The sequence below is a fragment of the Leisingera sp. S232 genome (assembly GCF_049800895.1).
Taxonomy (GTDB): Bacteria; Pseudomonadota; Alphaproteobacteria; order Rhodobacterales; family Rhodobacteraceae; genus Leisingera.
The window spans coordinates 123,133-136,182 of sequence record NZ_JBNAFX010000002.1 but is presented as its reverse complement, the minus strand read 5'-3'; the positions used below and the strand labels follow the sequence as shown (position 1 = coordinate 136,182).

The following is a 13,050-nucleotide window of genomic DNA, read 5'->3' as shown; positions in this document are numbered from 1 at the left end:
GGTATAGAGTGTCAACGGCAGGGCCTCTAAAGGCCAAGGAATAGGAAGGTTTCAATGCGTAAAGGTCTCACATTTCTGCGCGGTATGGCGGTAGCTGCCATGACTGCGCTGCCGCTGGCCGCAGCCGCTGCACCGCATGCCAACACAGTGGTTGCTTCGGTAAACGGTGAAGAGATCACCATCGGTCATATGGTCATGGCCCGCGAAAATCTGCCGGAGCAGTACAAGGAACTGCCCGATGAGGTCCTTTACAATGCGATCCTGGACCAGCTGATCCAGCAGACCGCACTGAAGCAGCAGCTGCATGGCGAAGTGCCGCATTACGTCGCGCTTTCGGTTGAAAACGAAGAGCGCGCTATGCTGGCAGCAGATGTGATCGAAATGGTGATGAACAAGGCCAGCGGCGAGGACAAACTGCGCGCGGCCTACGATGAAAAATACTCGACCGGCGAAGGTGGCGATGAATTCCATGCCGCCCATATTCTGGTCGAAACGGAAGAAGACGCACTGGACGTCAAGGCGGAGCTCGATGCAGGCGCCGATTTTGCCATCCTGGCCAAAGAACGTTCGACAGGCCCTTCCGGTCCTAGTGGCGGTGATCTTGGCTGGTTCACCACCGGCCGCATGGTGCCGGAGTTTGAACAGGCAGTCCTCAAGCTCAACTCTGGTGATGTATCCGACCCGGTTCAAACACAATTTGGCTGGCACATCATTTTGCTGAACGAGCGCCGCAAGACGGAAGCGCCTGAATTCGAAGAAGTCCGGGCAGAAATTGCCGGCGAACTTCGGCAAAAGGCCGTGGAAGAACGGGTGAGCGAATTGACAGCATCCGCAAAAATCGAACGGCCCGAAATTGAAGACCTGGACCCTGCCATTCTTAAAGATCTCAGCCTGGTAAGGAACTGATGATGGCCGAACCCATGCCTGTTTCACCGCTGGCGCCTGCCGCCTTCCCTGATCTTCCGGTCATCAAGGGGGTGCGCTTTGCTGCTGCAGCTGCCGGCGTTAAGTACCAGGGCCGTACAGACGTTATGCTGGCAGTTATGGACCCGGGAACCTCGGTTGCCGGCGTCTTTACCAGATCCAAAACCCGTTCGGCTCCGGTGCGCGATTGCCAGGCCAAGCTGGGCACTGCCACGGACACAGGCGCTGCAATCCTTGTGAATTCGGGCAATTCCAACGCCTTCACAGGACACTACGGCCAAACTTCCGTTGCGGAGATTGTTACGGCAGTGGCTGCTCAGACGAACCTTCCTCTGGAACGGGTCTTTACAGCCTCAACGGGTGTGATCGGTGAACCTCTGCCCCATGACAGAATTGTCACCAAGATCAAAGAGTTGGACAGCACCCTGGATGAAGGAGCTCTGGAAGAAGCTGCCAAAGCCATCATGACCACAGATACCTTTGCCAAAGGGTCCAGCGCCACAATCAGGATCGGTGAAGAAACGGTCAAGATTGCAGGAATCGCCAAAGGGTCGGGCATGATAGCACCCGACATGGCAACTATGCTGGTTTACATCTTCACAGATGCAAAGGTTGAGCAGGGCGCCCTCCAAGCCCAACTCGCGGAAATCTGCGACCGGAGCTTCAACTGCATCACAGTTGACAGCGATACCTCTACCTCAGACAGCCTGATGCTATGCGCCACTGGTGCCTCAGGTGTTGATGCAACCGGCAGCGAGGCGTTTGCCGCCGGTTTAGAACGGGTCATGCTAGATCTCTCGCATCAGGTGGTGCGTGACGGTGAAGGCGCAACCAAGTTTGTGGAAATTCAGGTAACGGGTGCGGCGTCAGATGCAGATGCCAAGACACACGGTATGGCAATTGCCAATTCTCCGCTGGTAAAGACCGCAATTGCTGGTGAAGACCCGAACTGGGGCCGTGTTGTAATGGCGATCGGGAAATCTGGTGCCGATGCGGACCGGGATTTGCTTTCGATCTCCTTTGGCGATGTTTTGGTAGCTGAAAAAGGCTGGGTCTCTCCTGACTACAAAGAGGAACTGGGCGCAGCTGAGATGAAGAAACAGGAGATCACCATCAAGGTAGATCTGGGCCTGGGAAGCGGTGCATCGACCGTTTGGACTTGTGACCTGACACATCAGTACATTTCAATAAACGCGGACTACAGATCATGAAGACAGTTCTGGTTTCAGCCGTTGCTCTCATCGACGCAGACGGAAGAGTATTGCTCGCGCAACGGCCGGAAGGAAAATCCATGGCCGGTCTCTGGGAGTTTCCAGGCGGCAAAATCGAACCCGGCGAAACACCTGAGGCAGCGTTGATCCGCGAGCTGTATGAGGAGCTGGGCATTAACACCTGGGCGTCCTGCCTTGCCCCGCTGACCTTTGCCAGCCACAGTTACGAAGAATTCCACTTGCTGATGCCCTTGTTTGCCTGCCGCAAATGGGAAGGCATCCCGCAAGGAAAGGAAGGACAAACTTTGAAATGGGCCCGTCCGCAGGATTTGCGTGATTTCCCAATGCCGCCAGCAGATATCCCATTGATCCCGATCCTCAGAGATTGGCTCTGACAGCCTCTCGCCTGAGCTTCTCCGGGTCAGACTTTCAAGGTTTTCTTGCCATTTATTGCTTCTCCACCTGAAGGTTGAACCATTTATTAACCAATTTGAACAACCCTGTTATGGCAACCCAACCCAATACCCAGCAAGAAAAGGGTCAGGAGACAGCCATGCTAAAGACAATAGAGGTTGGAAGTTTTTCATTGGTCCAGGGCATCTTCATACAGGCATTCCCTGACGGGAAAATTTCAGTGCGGGTCGGTAAAAAGACTTACAAGGGCCACCCGGTAACGCCGACCGCCTGAAACACCACTCACGCAAATCCGAAATGAAAAGGGCAGCCGCAGCGGCTGCCCTTTTCATGTCACTTAAAGCGGCAGCACCTTCCTCAAAAGACCAAGAAAGTTCAGAACTCGACAAGTGATCCAAAAGAAAAGCCCCGGCTTTTCAACCGGGGCTCCTACTTACTTCAGGTCAAACGCGTATCAGTCGAGTGTGCGGGTGACTTCTTCGCGCTCGAAGATCTCGATCACATCGTTGGGACGGACATCGTCGTAGTTTTCAAACGCCATACCACATTCCTGACCGGACTGAACTTCGGCCACTTCGTCCTTGAAGCGCTTCAGGGTCTTCAGCGTGCCTTCGTGGATCACCACGTTGTCGCGCAGCAGGCGTACGCCAGCCGAGCGGCGGGCAACGCCTTCGGTGACCAGACAGCCGGCAACCTTGCCAACGCCGGTGACTTTGAAGACTTCCTTGATCTGCGCGTACCCGATGAAGTTCTCGCGGATTTCAGCCGACAGCAGACCCGAGGCCGCTGCTTTCACGTCATCCACCAAATCATAGATCACCGAATAGTAACGGATCTCGACGCCCTTCTGATTGGCAGTGTTACGGGCCGAGGCATTGGCACGGACGTTAAAGCCCATGATCGGCGCACCGGAAGCTTCCGCCAGGCCAACATCGGTTTCAGTGATCGCACCGACCCCCGAATGCAGCACGCGCACGCGCACTTCATCGTTGCCGATTTTTTCCATCGCCTGAACGATGGCTTCAGCAGAACCTTGCACGTCAGCTTTGACCAGGATCGGCAGCTCGGAGACATTTTCGTCTTCCTTGGCCTTGGCCATCAGCTGTTCAAGCGTGGTTGCGGCACCTGCAGCGGCGCGCTTGTCTTTGGCAGCATGCTCACGATAAGCAGCGATTTCACGTGCTTGCGCGTCAGTTTCGGTCACATTCAGAACGTCACCTGCTTCGGGCGTACCGTTGAGACCAAGAACCTCCACCGGAACCGAGGGACCGGCTTCCTGCACTCGCTCACCTTTGTCGTTGATCAGCGCGCGGACCTTGCCGTACTGCTCACCCACAACAAAGATATCGCCCTGGCGCAGGGTACCGTTCTGAACAAGAACCGTAGCGACCGGGCCGCGGCCCACGTCCAGCTGCGCCTCGATCACGGCACCCTGTGCCGCGCGGTTCGGATTGGCCTTCAGCTCCAGAATCTCCGCCTGCAGCGCAATGGCTTCCAGCAGTTCATCCAGGCCCTGACCAGTATGTGCGGAGACTTCAACGTCCTGCACTTCACCAGACATCTGCTCCACGATCACCTCGTGCTGCAGCAGATCGGTGCGCACCTTGTTCGGATCGGCGGCCGGCTTGTCGCATTTGTTGATCGCCACGATCATCGGCACTTCGGCCGCCTTGGCGTGGTTGATCGCTTCGATGGTCTGCGGCATGACCGCATCGTCAGCCGCCACAACCAGAACCACGATATCGGTTACCTGAGCACCGCGCGAGCGCATCGAAGTAAAGGCCGCGTGGCCCGGCGTATCAAGGAAGCTGAGCGTGGTGCCGCTTTCGGTCTTAACCTGATAGGCGCCGATGTGCTGGGTGATGCCGCCAGCCTCGCCAGCCACAACGCGGGCGTTGCGGATCGCATCCAGGATCGAGGTCTTGCCGTGGTCAACGTGGCCCATGATGGTGATGACCGGCGGACGGCCCTGCAGGTCCTCGTCCTTGTCTTCCACCTCTTTGATCACGTCTTCGACGTCAGAATCGGAAACCCGGACAACCTTGTGGCCGAATTCTTCGATGATCACTTCGGCAGTATCTGCGTCGATGGTCTGGTTCTGAGTGACCATCATGCCCATGTTCATCAGCGATTTGACAACTTCGCCAACACGCTCGGCCATACGGTTCGCCAGCTCTGAAACCACAATGGTTTCCGGCAGCTGCACGTCGCGGATGATCTTTTCACGCTCAATCTGAGCACCCATCGCCTTTTGACGCGCGCGCTCCTGCTTGCGCTTCATAGATGCCATGGACCGCTGCCGGTTGCCGCCGCCACCGGTGGCTTGACCCAGGGTCAGCTTGCCCGAACGGCGGCCATCATCCTGACCCTTGCCGCGGCGCTGGTCCCGTTCGCGATCCGCTTTGCGGGGCGTCGACGCAGGCGCAGGCTTGTTTGGTGCAGGGCGTGCCGGCCGCGGAGCTTCGGCGGCGGCAGGTGCTGCGGCAGCAGCTGCTGCGCGCTCCTTGGCCACTTCAGCTTCACGCTGCTTACGTTCTTCTTCTTCAGCCTTCTGGCGCGCACGTTCTTCGGCTTCACGCTGCTCGCGTTCCTTGGCTTCTGCTTCGGCACGGCGACGGGCGCGTTCTTCCTCGCGGGCTTTTTCCTCAGCTTCGCGATTGGCAGCTTCCTCGGCTTCACGGGCCTTGGCAGCCTGCAGCGCCTTCAGCCGGCGCTCCATCTCCGCATCACTGATACCGGCAGGCCGGCGGGACCCTGAGCCGACCGGAGCAGCTCCGCTGCCGCCCTTGGCCGCACCCGGCTTGGGAACCACAACGCGCTTGCGCTTGGTTTCCACCACGACATTCTTGGTCCGTCCATGGCTGAAACTTTGTTTCACGTTCCCCGGACGGGAACTCCCACGCAGACCCAGTGTCTTTTTGCCGTCACTATCGCTCATAAAGCTCTTTATCCTTCTGTGCGGCCGTTGCCGCCCACCATTTCGCGCAAACCTTGCAGTCGTTGCGCCTCATCTACAACACGTTTGCTGAGTCCGCCAGAGGCGACAGCGGCATGTATCACAGTTTGGCGCCCAAATGCCATTCCCAGCTCGTCCGCCGTAAGGCAGCCGATAAATTTGCCCTTATAGGGCGTGCTCAGCTTCGATTTTCCGCGCCCGGAACCATCGGAGGCCTGGATCAGGATCTTTGCGTCCTCTTTGTAGAGCCAATCCTTAACCTTTTCAAAACCGGCCACTGCATCACCGGATTTGCGCGCCAGGCTGAGCAGCTCGACCAGACGGCGGACCACCTGCCGCTCGACTTCTTGCGGCAATTCGTCCGGCAGCTGGACCTGAGCCTTGAAGCCGCGGGCAAACAGTTTCTTTTTGACTGCAGTTTCCAGCGCCTCGCGGGTGGAGGCTACATAGACCCCACGGCCCGGCAGCTTACCCATTACATCAGGCACGACCTGACCGTCGGGACCCATCACAAAACGGATGAGTCCCTCTTTGGGCTGGATCTCGCCAGTCGCGATGCATTTGCGCTCGCTCTCGCCGTTCCGGTCTTTTGTGGCGCCGCCGCGTGTCATTCAGCTCTCCTATGCGAAACCTGGAATCAGGCTTCGCTTTCTTCTTCGCCAGCCTCTTCGCTGTCTGCTTCTTCAGCTTCCAGCTCTGCCGGATCAACCCAGCCCAGCATAATGCGGGCAGTCATCACCATATCCTGCGCCTCTTCCAGCGACATGCCGAACGGCTCCAGAATACCGTCATCCTTCACGCGTTCGCCGCCGTCATTGGTCCAGCCGCCAGCCAGTTCCCAGTCAGCGCAGGTGGCAAAGTCTTCCAGCGATTTCACGTCGTCCTTGGCCAGCGCTTCCACCATCTGCGATGTCAGGCCTTCAAACTGGATCAGGCTGTCTTCGGCACCCAGCGCGCGTGCCGCATCCAGCGCGGCCTTTGCCTGTGCTTCCAGGTAATCACGGGCGCGTGCCTGCAATTCCTCAGCGGTACCTTCATCGACACCGTCGATGACCAGCAGTTCACTCAGTTCGACATAGGCGACTTCTTCCAGGTTGGTGAAGCCTTCGGAGACCAGAAGCTGGGCAAAGAATTCATCCAGATCCAGGGTTTCCATGAACAGTTTGGTGCGTGCTTCAAACTCTTTCTGGCGGCGGGCTGATTCCTCTTCCTCGGTCATGATATCAATGTCGAGGCTTGTCAGCTGCGACGCCAGACGCACGTTTTGCCCGCGACGGCCGATGGCCAGGCTCAGCTGTTCTTCCGGCACCACAACTTCGATCTTGCCGGCTTCTTCATCCAGAACAACTTTGGAAACCTCGGCGGGTTGCAGCGCGTTCACCAGGAATGTCGGCTGATCTTCGTTCCACGGGATGATGTCGATCTTCTCGCCCTGCAGCTCGTTCACAACGGCCTGCACGCGGGAGCCGCGCATACCCACACAGGCACCGACCGGGTCGATCGAACCATCATAGGAAATCACAGCGATTTTGGCGCGCGAGCCGGGATCGCGGGCAACCGCCTTGATTTCGATGACGCCATCGTAGATTTCCGGCACTTCCATCTTGAACAGCTCAGCCATGAACTCAGGCGCTGTACGCGACAGGAAGATCTGGGGCCCACGCTGTTCGCGGCGCACATCTTTGATATAGCAGCGCACACGGTCGTTCGGACGATAGCTTTCGCGGCCGATCTTTTCGTTGCGGCGCAGAATGGCTTCGCCGGCACCCACGTCGACGATGACATTGCCGTATTCTTCGCGCTTGACCAGACCGTTGATGATGGTGCCGGCGCGGTCCTTGAATTCCTCGTACTGGCGGTCACGCTCAGCTTCGCGGACTTTCTGCAGAATCACCTGCTTGGCCGACTGGGCGGCAATCCGGCCCATCTCTACCGGCGGCACTTCCTCGACATAGGTTTGACCCACTGCCGGGTCGGCCATGTACTGGCGCGCCTGGTCAACGGTCAATTCTGCCTGGTAATTTTCCAGCTCGTCATCGGCAACCACGGTGCGCACGCGGGTAAAGGTGGCACGGCCGGTCTTGCGGTCGATCGACACGCGGATGTCCATTTCGGCGCCATAGCGGCTTTTGGCGGCGCGGGCGAGGCTTTCTTCCATCGCCTCAATGACCAGACCGGGGTCGATCATCTTTTCACGTGCCACGGCCTCAGCGGTTTGCAACAGCTCCAGCTGGTTTGCAGAGGTGATCGCCATTACTTGTTCTCCTCGTCAGACTCTTCGGTCTCGATTTCGTCGAATGCGTCTTCGTTCAGCGTGCCGGCCTCTTTGCGCTGGCGCAGCATTTCCTTGATCAGCTCATCGGTCAGGACCAGCTTGGCGTCAGTCAGCCAGTCGAATTTCAGACCAATGGTCACGGGTTGGCCCTGATCCTCGATGTTGATCAGAACCTCATCGTCTTCAGTACCCGCCAGTTCACCCTTGAAACGGCGGCGGCCGCCGACCAGTTCTTCGGTTTCGAGCTTGGCTTCATAGCCTTCGAACATATCGAAATCTTTCAGCCGGGTCAGCGGGCGGTCAATTCCCGGGCTCGACACTTCCAGCGCATAGGCATCAATGATCGGATCTTCGACATCCAGGGTCGCGCTGACCGCGTTCGAAATCGCAGCGCAATCATCCACCTCGATACCGCCATCCGGCTTGTCGGCCATGATCTGCAGCGTTGTCGTCTTGCCAGACATCAGCCGGATTCGCACCAGCTCATATCCCAGATCCTCGATCACCGGAGAGACGATCTCGGCCAGGCGCCGGTCGATGGCGGCTTTGGCAATCAGGTCGTTGGTCATCAGACCTCCACTTGGAGCGAGCAGGCAGGCCTGCAAACACAAAAAAACGGGCGCGCGGCCCGTTGATATTCCCGGTGGAGCCTTGAGCCAGAGGTTCAACGCGCCGCTGTTGTCAAAGGCATATAGGGGGGATTCAGAGAAACTGCAAGGCTTGAGTTCCCGCGGCCCTAAACCGGCACTATCCCCGCCACCAGCGTTCTGCAATGCGGCCATCGTCAAGCGGCACCCGCTGTCCCACTGTACGCGGGATGCCGACGTCGTGCCGGGCGGCCAGAGCCATGTCTCTGGAAGACGGGTGATACAGGAACTTGCCTCGCTGCAGCAATCCGCACGGTTCCGGCAACGCGGCCACATCAACATAGCCGTCGCGTAGTGCCTCAGCACGGACAGAGGCATCAGGGATGACAGTGATCTCTACCGTATCGACCCAACCCGCGGTGCCGGCCTTGTAATGACCAGCCACCCGCGAGGCTCGGAAATGTCGGCCTTCCTGTGCGCTTGCAACGCGGTAACAGCCTGTTCCAACCGCATCAGAAAGCGAAACAGGCAGAGCACCATCCAAGGAGACCAGCTGACCCGCATCGGCAAGCAGATACGGCAGGTGCGGGTTCGGTTCCACCAGTTCCAGCAAAAGCTGATGACTGCCCAGAGCCGTTGCAGTTCTGAGATCTGCGCCTTCAACTCCCAGCACAGTCAAGGATGCAACCACATGCTCTGCTGTCAGCTGCGTGCCCTCATGGAAAACCGCATCCTCGCGCAGGTCAAAGGTCCAGGTGCGTGCATCCGGCGCCGATGTCCAGCTGACAGCCAATTCACCGCGCAACAGACCGTCTGATGAAATTTCTGTCAGGCGGTCATAAACTGCGCCTCGGGCGGCCTGTTCCAACATGCCGCCTTCGCGCGGCACCGCCACACGCAGCACACCTCCAGTTTTAGGTGATGCATTGACCGAACCGCCCGCCGCCGCCAGCAAGGCAGCAGCAGCACCTGAGGTAAACAGCGCACGGCGGTCGATGCGCGTCATGGCACAAGCTCTCCTGCAATCCGGTCCATCGCCCGGACCAGCTCGGCGCTGATTCCCGGCTCAGACAGAGCATGGCCGGCATTGCGCACCATCATCAACTCTGCATTTGGCCACAGTTCGTTCAGGCGCCAGGCCGAAGACGGCGGGCAAATCATGTCATAGCGGCCTTGCACAATAACCCCCGGGATGTGGGAAATCCGCCCCATGTTGGCAAGAATCTGACCATCATAGTCAAGAAAACCACCGTTGCTGAAATAATGGTTTTCAAGCCGGGCGAAAGCACGCGCATAGTCACCGGGGCTCTCACCGCTCTGGCCATTGGAATACACGGAGGCCAGCGCATTTTCCCAGGCGGACCAGGCCCGACCATAGCGGACCTCTTCCTCAAGCCTCCCTGAGAACAGACGCTTTTGATATGCCGCGATCATGTCACTGCGCTCTGCATCCGGGATCAAGGAAACGAACTTGGCCCAGGTTTCCGGCCAGAATTTTCCCGCACCACCGCCATAAAACCACTCCAGCTCAGCGTTTGTCATCAGGAAGACACCGCGCAGAATGATGTGCTGCACCCGGTCCGGATGGGTCTGCGCATAAATCAGCGCCAAAGTGGCTCCCCAACTGCCGCCGAACAGAATCCATGAGTCGATGCCAAGCTGGCTTCGAATCAATTCCATATCCGCCACCAGATGCCAGGTCGTGTTATTCTCGCAAGACGCATAGGGGCGCGACCGGCCGCATCCGCGTTGGTCGAACAGAATGATTCGATAAACCAGCGGATCAAAATAGCGCCTCATCGCCGGGCTGCTGCCGCCGCCAGGTCCGCCATGGCAGACTATCACGGGAATTCCGTTCGGATTGCCGCTTTGCTCCGCATAGATGCGGTGGCCCTGGCCTGCGTCGATCATGCGCTGGTCAAAAGGCTCAACCGGCGGATAAAGATAATGCACAGCGCGCTTTTGGTCCGAGTATCTATCCATTACTGACCTTAGTGAAACGTCAGACTACAAAAGAGCACACGGAGACAGGAATGCAAGCGCCTCAATCCACAGTCGACCCTGCGGAAGTCGCCAAATTCGAAGCGATGGCGGCAGAGTGGTGGGACCCGAACGGCAAGTTCAAACCTCTGCATATGCTGAATCCGTGCAGGCTCGACTATATCACCAGCCAGATCGCTGGCGAATTTGGCCGCGACCTCAGGTCACAGCGCCCGTTTGAAGGGTTGCGTCTGTTGGACATCGGCTGCGGCGGCGGGCTGCTCAGCGAACCAATGGCACGGCTTGGCGCAACAGTGGTCGGTGCCGACGCGGCTGAAGGCAATTTGCCGGTCGCGCGTATTCATGCCGAGCAATCCGGACTGGAGATTGACTACCGCCACACCACAGCTGAAGCGCTGTCAGAAGCTGGCGAAGAATTCGATGTGATTCTGAACATGGAAGTGGTAGAGCACGTGGCTGATCCACTCAGCTATCTGACGGCCACCAGAGAACTGCTGAAACCCGGCGGCCTCGAAATTTGCTCTACCATCAACCGAAATCCCAAGAGTTTTGCGGTGGCAATTGTCGGAGCAGAAGTGATCATGCGCTGGCTGCCCCGCGGCACGCACGAGTGGTCCAAGTTTATCACCCCGGATGAGTTGTTTGAATTGCTGGGCAAAGCCGGTCTGAAACCGGTGGACCGCAAGGGATTCGTGTTTAACCCTATCACTTGGAACTGGTCGATCTCGGAACGGGATTTGTCTGTGAACTATGTGACCTCCAGCATCAAACCCGCCTGACACAACTATCCAGCCAGGCAGAGATACCGCAGCTCCCCCTAAGGATAGGTGGTAATCCTTCTGCGCTCTTTAGCGGAGACGCCCTGCTTGATAGCATCAAATTGCGAAATTGGAATGTTTCGTATTATCACTAGGGCGAAAGCTCTTGAATTGAGTGAATGCTTGTCACTGAAGAAATGGTGGCACCTCCGCCAGAAGGTTCCGAAACCGCCACTCACGGAGTGTTTGGACCGATGGTGAAAAAAGGCGCCTGCTCGCGGGCGTCTTTTTTAACTGGCTTTGAGAATCAACCGCTTCGCCCTCGGACCGAAGCCCCAATCAGCTTCCCTCCAATTTACCGCGCAGCTCTCGCAGAATTGGCAAGGTTGCGCGGACCCGGTCGCTGCCAAGCTCATCTACCACTTCCGAGATTACCGGAATAATCCCTGCCAAAGCAGTATCCCGGGCCTGCTTCCCTGCCGGGCTGATCGCCACCATTTTTCGCCGGGCATCTTCCCAATCAGGCCGGACATGGATGTAACCGGCGACTTCCAGTTTGTTCAGCGTATTTGTCATGGCGCCGCGTGTTACATGGAACGCCTTGGCCAGCTGTGCAGGCGAACGTTCCAGTCCTGCCCTTGTCAAATGATTCAACACAGAAAAATGCGACAGCTCCATGCCTTTTGGCAGCACTTTGCTTAGACGCGACCGGGCCAGCTGGTCAGCCATAAGTATTTCGCTGAACAGCGATACTGCCAGGGAATGGGTTTCGTCCATCAGGGTCCGTCGAACTCCCGGTCATGGGTCAGGGAAGGCACGCGCTTGCGGGCTTCTGCTATTTTTTCAAGGTCGAGATCAACGAAGGTCACGCCGGGTTCCTGACCGGCATCTGCCAGTACTTCGCCCCAGGGCGCCACCGCCAACGAATGGCCATAGGTCTTGCGGCTGGGCCCGCGGGAAGCCGGGTGTTTGCCAGTCTGGGCCGGGGCCAGCACAAAACAGCCGGTTTCGATCGCGCGGGCACGTAGCAACGCGTGCCAATGCCCAGCGCCGGTGACATAGGAGAAAGCCGCCGGGGCAGCGATGATCTGTGCGCCGCCCTTGGCCAAGGCCCGGTGCAGATGCGGAAAGCGCACATCATAACAGATTGTCATGCCGATATTGGCGAAAGGTGTTTCAGCCACAACTGCCTGAGTGCCCGGACGGTAGCCATCGGATTCACGGTAGGTTTCCTCGGGCGTGACCTCCACATCGAACATGTGGATCTTGTCATAGCGCGCCCTGATCTCCCCCTCTGGGGAAATCAGAAATTGCCGGTTGGCAAAGCGGCCGTCCTCGTCGTGGGTCTTGATGCCCAGCGAACCCAGCAGCAACCAGACACCGTGCTTGGCCGCCTCCTCGCGCAAAGCTGTAAGCACCGGATCGTCTTCCTCGTGGCACAGGACAGCGTTCTGGTGTGTACGGCTGCCGGAAAGGCAATTGGTCACTTCGGGCGTCAGTACAAAACCCGCCCCTCCGCGCGCAGCCTCCGCCATCATCGCCTTGACCGTTTCCAGGTTTTCGGCCGGAACGTCGGTGGATGTCATCTGCAGCAAAGCTGTGCGCATATCAGGTCTCCGGGTTCAGGCCGCCAGCAGTGGGTCGAGCTTGCCCGCCTGCTCCAGCGCGTAAAGATCGTCGCAACCGCCAACATGGGTTTCACCAATGAAGATTTGCGGTACGGTTCGACCGCCATTGGCGCGCTCGATCATCTCTGCCTTGCGCTCTGGCTGTGCCAGCACGTTGATCTCGGAGAAGCTGACACCTTTCTGGTTCAGCAGGCGCTTGGCCGCGTGGCAGAAGCCGCAGAGAGGCGACGTGTAAATTTCAACGGTTTTCATTCAGGACCCCATGATCTGGTTTGCAAGGTTTTGGAGGAATTGGG

Annotated in this window: 13 protein-coding genes; 4 read left to right on the top strand and 9 right to left on the bottom strand. The window is 58.0% G+C overall.

The annotated features are described in order from the left end of the window. Positions 1–54: 54 nt before the first annotated feature. From ACP151_RS02195 to mutT, 3 genes are read left to right on the top strand one after another with little or no spacing between them, the layout of a single operon-like run. A complete protein-coding gene (locus ACP151_RS02195; RefSeq protein WP_424977211.1) occupies positions 55–906 on the top strand; it encodes a peptidylprolyl isomerase in 852 nt (283 codons plus the stop codon). Between the two features lie 2 nt (positions 907–908). Further along, positions 909–2,135 carry a bifunctional glutamate N-acetyltransferase/amino-acid acetyltransferase ArgJ gene (gene argJ, locus ACP151_RS02190; RefSeq protein WP_424977210.1) on the top strand — a complete coding sequence of 409 codons (1,227 nt, stop codon included), beginning with the start codon at positions 909–911 and terminating at the stop codon, positions 2,133–2,135. Continuing rightward, positions 2,132–2,530, top strand: coding sequence for an 8-oxo-dGTP diphosphatase MutT (mutT, locus tag ACP151_RS02185; RefSeq protein ID WP_424977209.1), 399 nt, complete (start codon positions 2,132–2,134; stop codon positions 2,528–2,530). Before argJ ends, mutT begins: the two co-directional genes overlap by 4 nt. Before the next feature lie 473 nt (positions 2,531–3,003). Here the strand turns inward: mutT and infB are convergent, their stop codons facing one another. The 6 genes from infB to pip all read right to left on the bottom strand — a co-directional run bounded on the left by infB (position 3,004) and on the right by pip (position 10,350). Then, complete coding sequence (gene infB / locus ACP151_RS02180) at positions 3,004–5,487, bottom strand: translation initiation factor IF-2 (protein ID WP_424977208.1); 2,484 nt, start codon at positions 5,485–5,487, stop codon at positions 3,004–3,006. Positions 5,488–5,495: 8 nt separating this feature from the next. Continuing rightward, entirely contained in the window at positions 5,496–6,116 is a 621-nt protein-coding gene (locus tag ACP151_RS02175; protein WP_424977207.1) for an RNA-binding protein, read from the bottom strand. Between the two features lie 26 nt (positions 6,117–6,142). Then, positions 6,143–7,759 (bottom strand): transcription termination factor NusA, encoded by a 1,617-nt coding sequence (gene nusA, locus ACP151_RS02170; RefSeq protein WP_424977206.1) that lies wholly within the window; start codon positions 7,757–7,759, stop codon positions 6,143–6,145. Continuing rightward, on the bottom strand, positions 7,759–8,349 hold the full coding sequence (gene rimP / locus ACP151_RS02165; RefSeq protein ID WP_424977205.1) for a ribosome maturation factor RimP: 591 nt from the start codon (positions 8,347–8,349) through the stop codon (positions 7,759–7,761). The genes nusA and rimP overlap by 1 nt, the downstream gene beginning before the upstream one ends. 178 nt (positions 8,350–8,527) lie before the next feature. Further along, a complete protein-coding gene (locus tag ACP151_RS02160; RefSeq protein ID WP_424977204.1) occupies positions 8,528–9,373 on the bottom strand; it encodes an ABC transporter substrate-binding protein in 846 nt (281 codons plus the stop codon). Further along, positions 9,370–10,350, bottom strand: a complete 981-nt coding sequence (gene pip, locus ACP151_RS02155) for a prolyl aminopeptidase (RefSeq protein WP_424977203.1) — start codon at positions 10,348–10,350, stop codon at positions 9,370–9,372. Before pip ends, ACP151_RS02160 begins: the two co-directional genes overlap by 4 nt. 50 nt (positions 10,351–10,400) lie before the next feature. Between pip and ubiG the strand changes: the two genes are divergently transcribed. Beyond that, complete coding sequence (ubiG, locus tag ACP151_RS02150; RefSeq protein ID WP_424977202.1) at positions 10,401–11,147, top strand: bifunctional 2-polyprenyl-6-hydroxyphenol methylase/3-demethylubiquinol 3-O-methyltransferase UbiG; 747 nt, start codon at positions 10,401–10,403, stop codon at positions 11,145–11,147. Between the two features lie 318 nt (positions 11,148–11,465). Here the strand turns inward: ubiG and ACP151_RS02145 are convergent, their stop codons facing one another. The 3 genes from ACP151_RS02145 to grxC are packed head-to-tail and all read right to left on the bottom strand — an operon-like array spanning position 11,466 to position 13,006. Further along, positions 11,466–11,903 (bottom strand): MarR family winged helix-turn-helix transcriptional regulator, encoded by a 438-nt coding sequence (locus tag ACP151_RS02145; RefSeq protein ID WP_424977201.1) that lies wholly within the window; start codon positions 11,901–11,903, stop codon positions 11,466–11,468. Next, a complete protein-coding gene (locus tag ACP151_RS02140; protein ID WP_424977199.1) occupies positions 11,903–12,733 on the bottom strand; it encodes a carbon-nitrogen hydrolase family protein in 831 nt (276 codons plus the stop codon). The genes ACP151_RS02145 and ACP151_RS02140 overlap by 1 nt, the downstream gene beginning before the upstream one ends. A gap of 15 nt (positions 12,734–12,748) precedes the next feature. After that, positions 12,749–13,006 (bottom strand): glutaredoxin 3, encoded by a 258-nt coding sequence (gene grxC / locus ACP151_RS02135; protein WP_424977198.1) that lies wholly within the window; start codon positions 13,004–13,006, stop codon positions 12,749–12,751. Positions 13,007–13,050: the final 44 nt, after the last annotated feature.

Excerpts from the sequence above, each read along its gene's own strand:
- ACP151_RS02145 (WP_424977201.1), bottom strand. The coding sequence starts at position 11,903 with ATGGACGAAACCCATTCCCTGGCAGTATCGCTGTTCAGCGAAATACTT.
- ACP151_RS02140 (WP_424977199.1), bottom strand. The coding sequence starts at position 12,733 with ATGCGCACAGCTTTGCTGCAGATGACATCCACCGACGTTCCGGCCGAA.
- ubiG (WP_424977202.1), top strand. The coding sequence starts at position 10,401 with ATGCAAGCGCCTCAATCCACAGTCGACCCTGCGGAAGTCGCCAAATTC.
- ACP151_RS02160 (WP_424977204.1), bottom strand. The coding sequence starts at position 9,373 with ATGACGCGCATCGACCGCCGTGCGCTGTTTACCTCAGGTGCTGCTGCT.
- nusA (WP_424977206.1), bottom strand. The coding sequence starts at position 7,759 with ATGGCGATCACCTCTGCAAACCAGCTGGAGCTGTTGCAAACCGCTGAG.
- argJ (WP_424977210.1), top strand. The coding sequence starts at position 909 with ATGGCCGAACCCATGCCTGTTTCACCGCTGGCGCCTGCCGCCTTCCCT.
- ACP151_RS02195 (WP_424977211.1), top strand. The coding sequence starts at position 55 with ATGCGTAAAGGTCTCACATTTCTGCGCGGTATGGCGGTAGCTGCCATG.
- infB (WP_424977208.1), bottom strand. The coding sequence starts at position 5,487 with ATGAGCGATAGTGACGGCAAAAAGACACTGGGTCTGCGTGGGAGTTCC.
- mutT (WP_424977209.1), top strand. The coding sequence starts at position 2,132 with ATGAAGACAGTTCTGGTTTCAGCCGTTGCTCTCATCGACGCAGACGGA.
- rimP (WP_424977205.1), bottom strand. The coding sequence starts at position 8,349 with ATGACCAACGACCTGATTGCCAAAGCCGCCATCGACCGGCGCCTGGCC.
- grxC (WP_424977198.1), bottom strand. The coding sequence starts at position 13,006 with ATGAAAACCGTTGAAATTTACACGTCGCCTCTCTGCGGCTTCTGCCAC.
- pip (WP_424977203.1), bottom strand. The coding sequence starts at position 10,350 with ATGGATAGATACTCGGACCAAAAGCGCGCTGTGCATTATCTTTATCCG.
- ACP151_RS02175 (WP_424977207.1), bottom strand. The coding sequence starts at position 6,116 with ATGACACGCGGCGGCGCCACAAAAGACCGGAACGGCGAGAGCGAGCGC.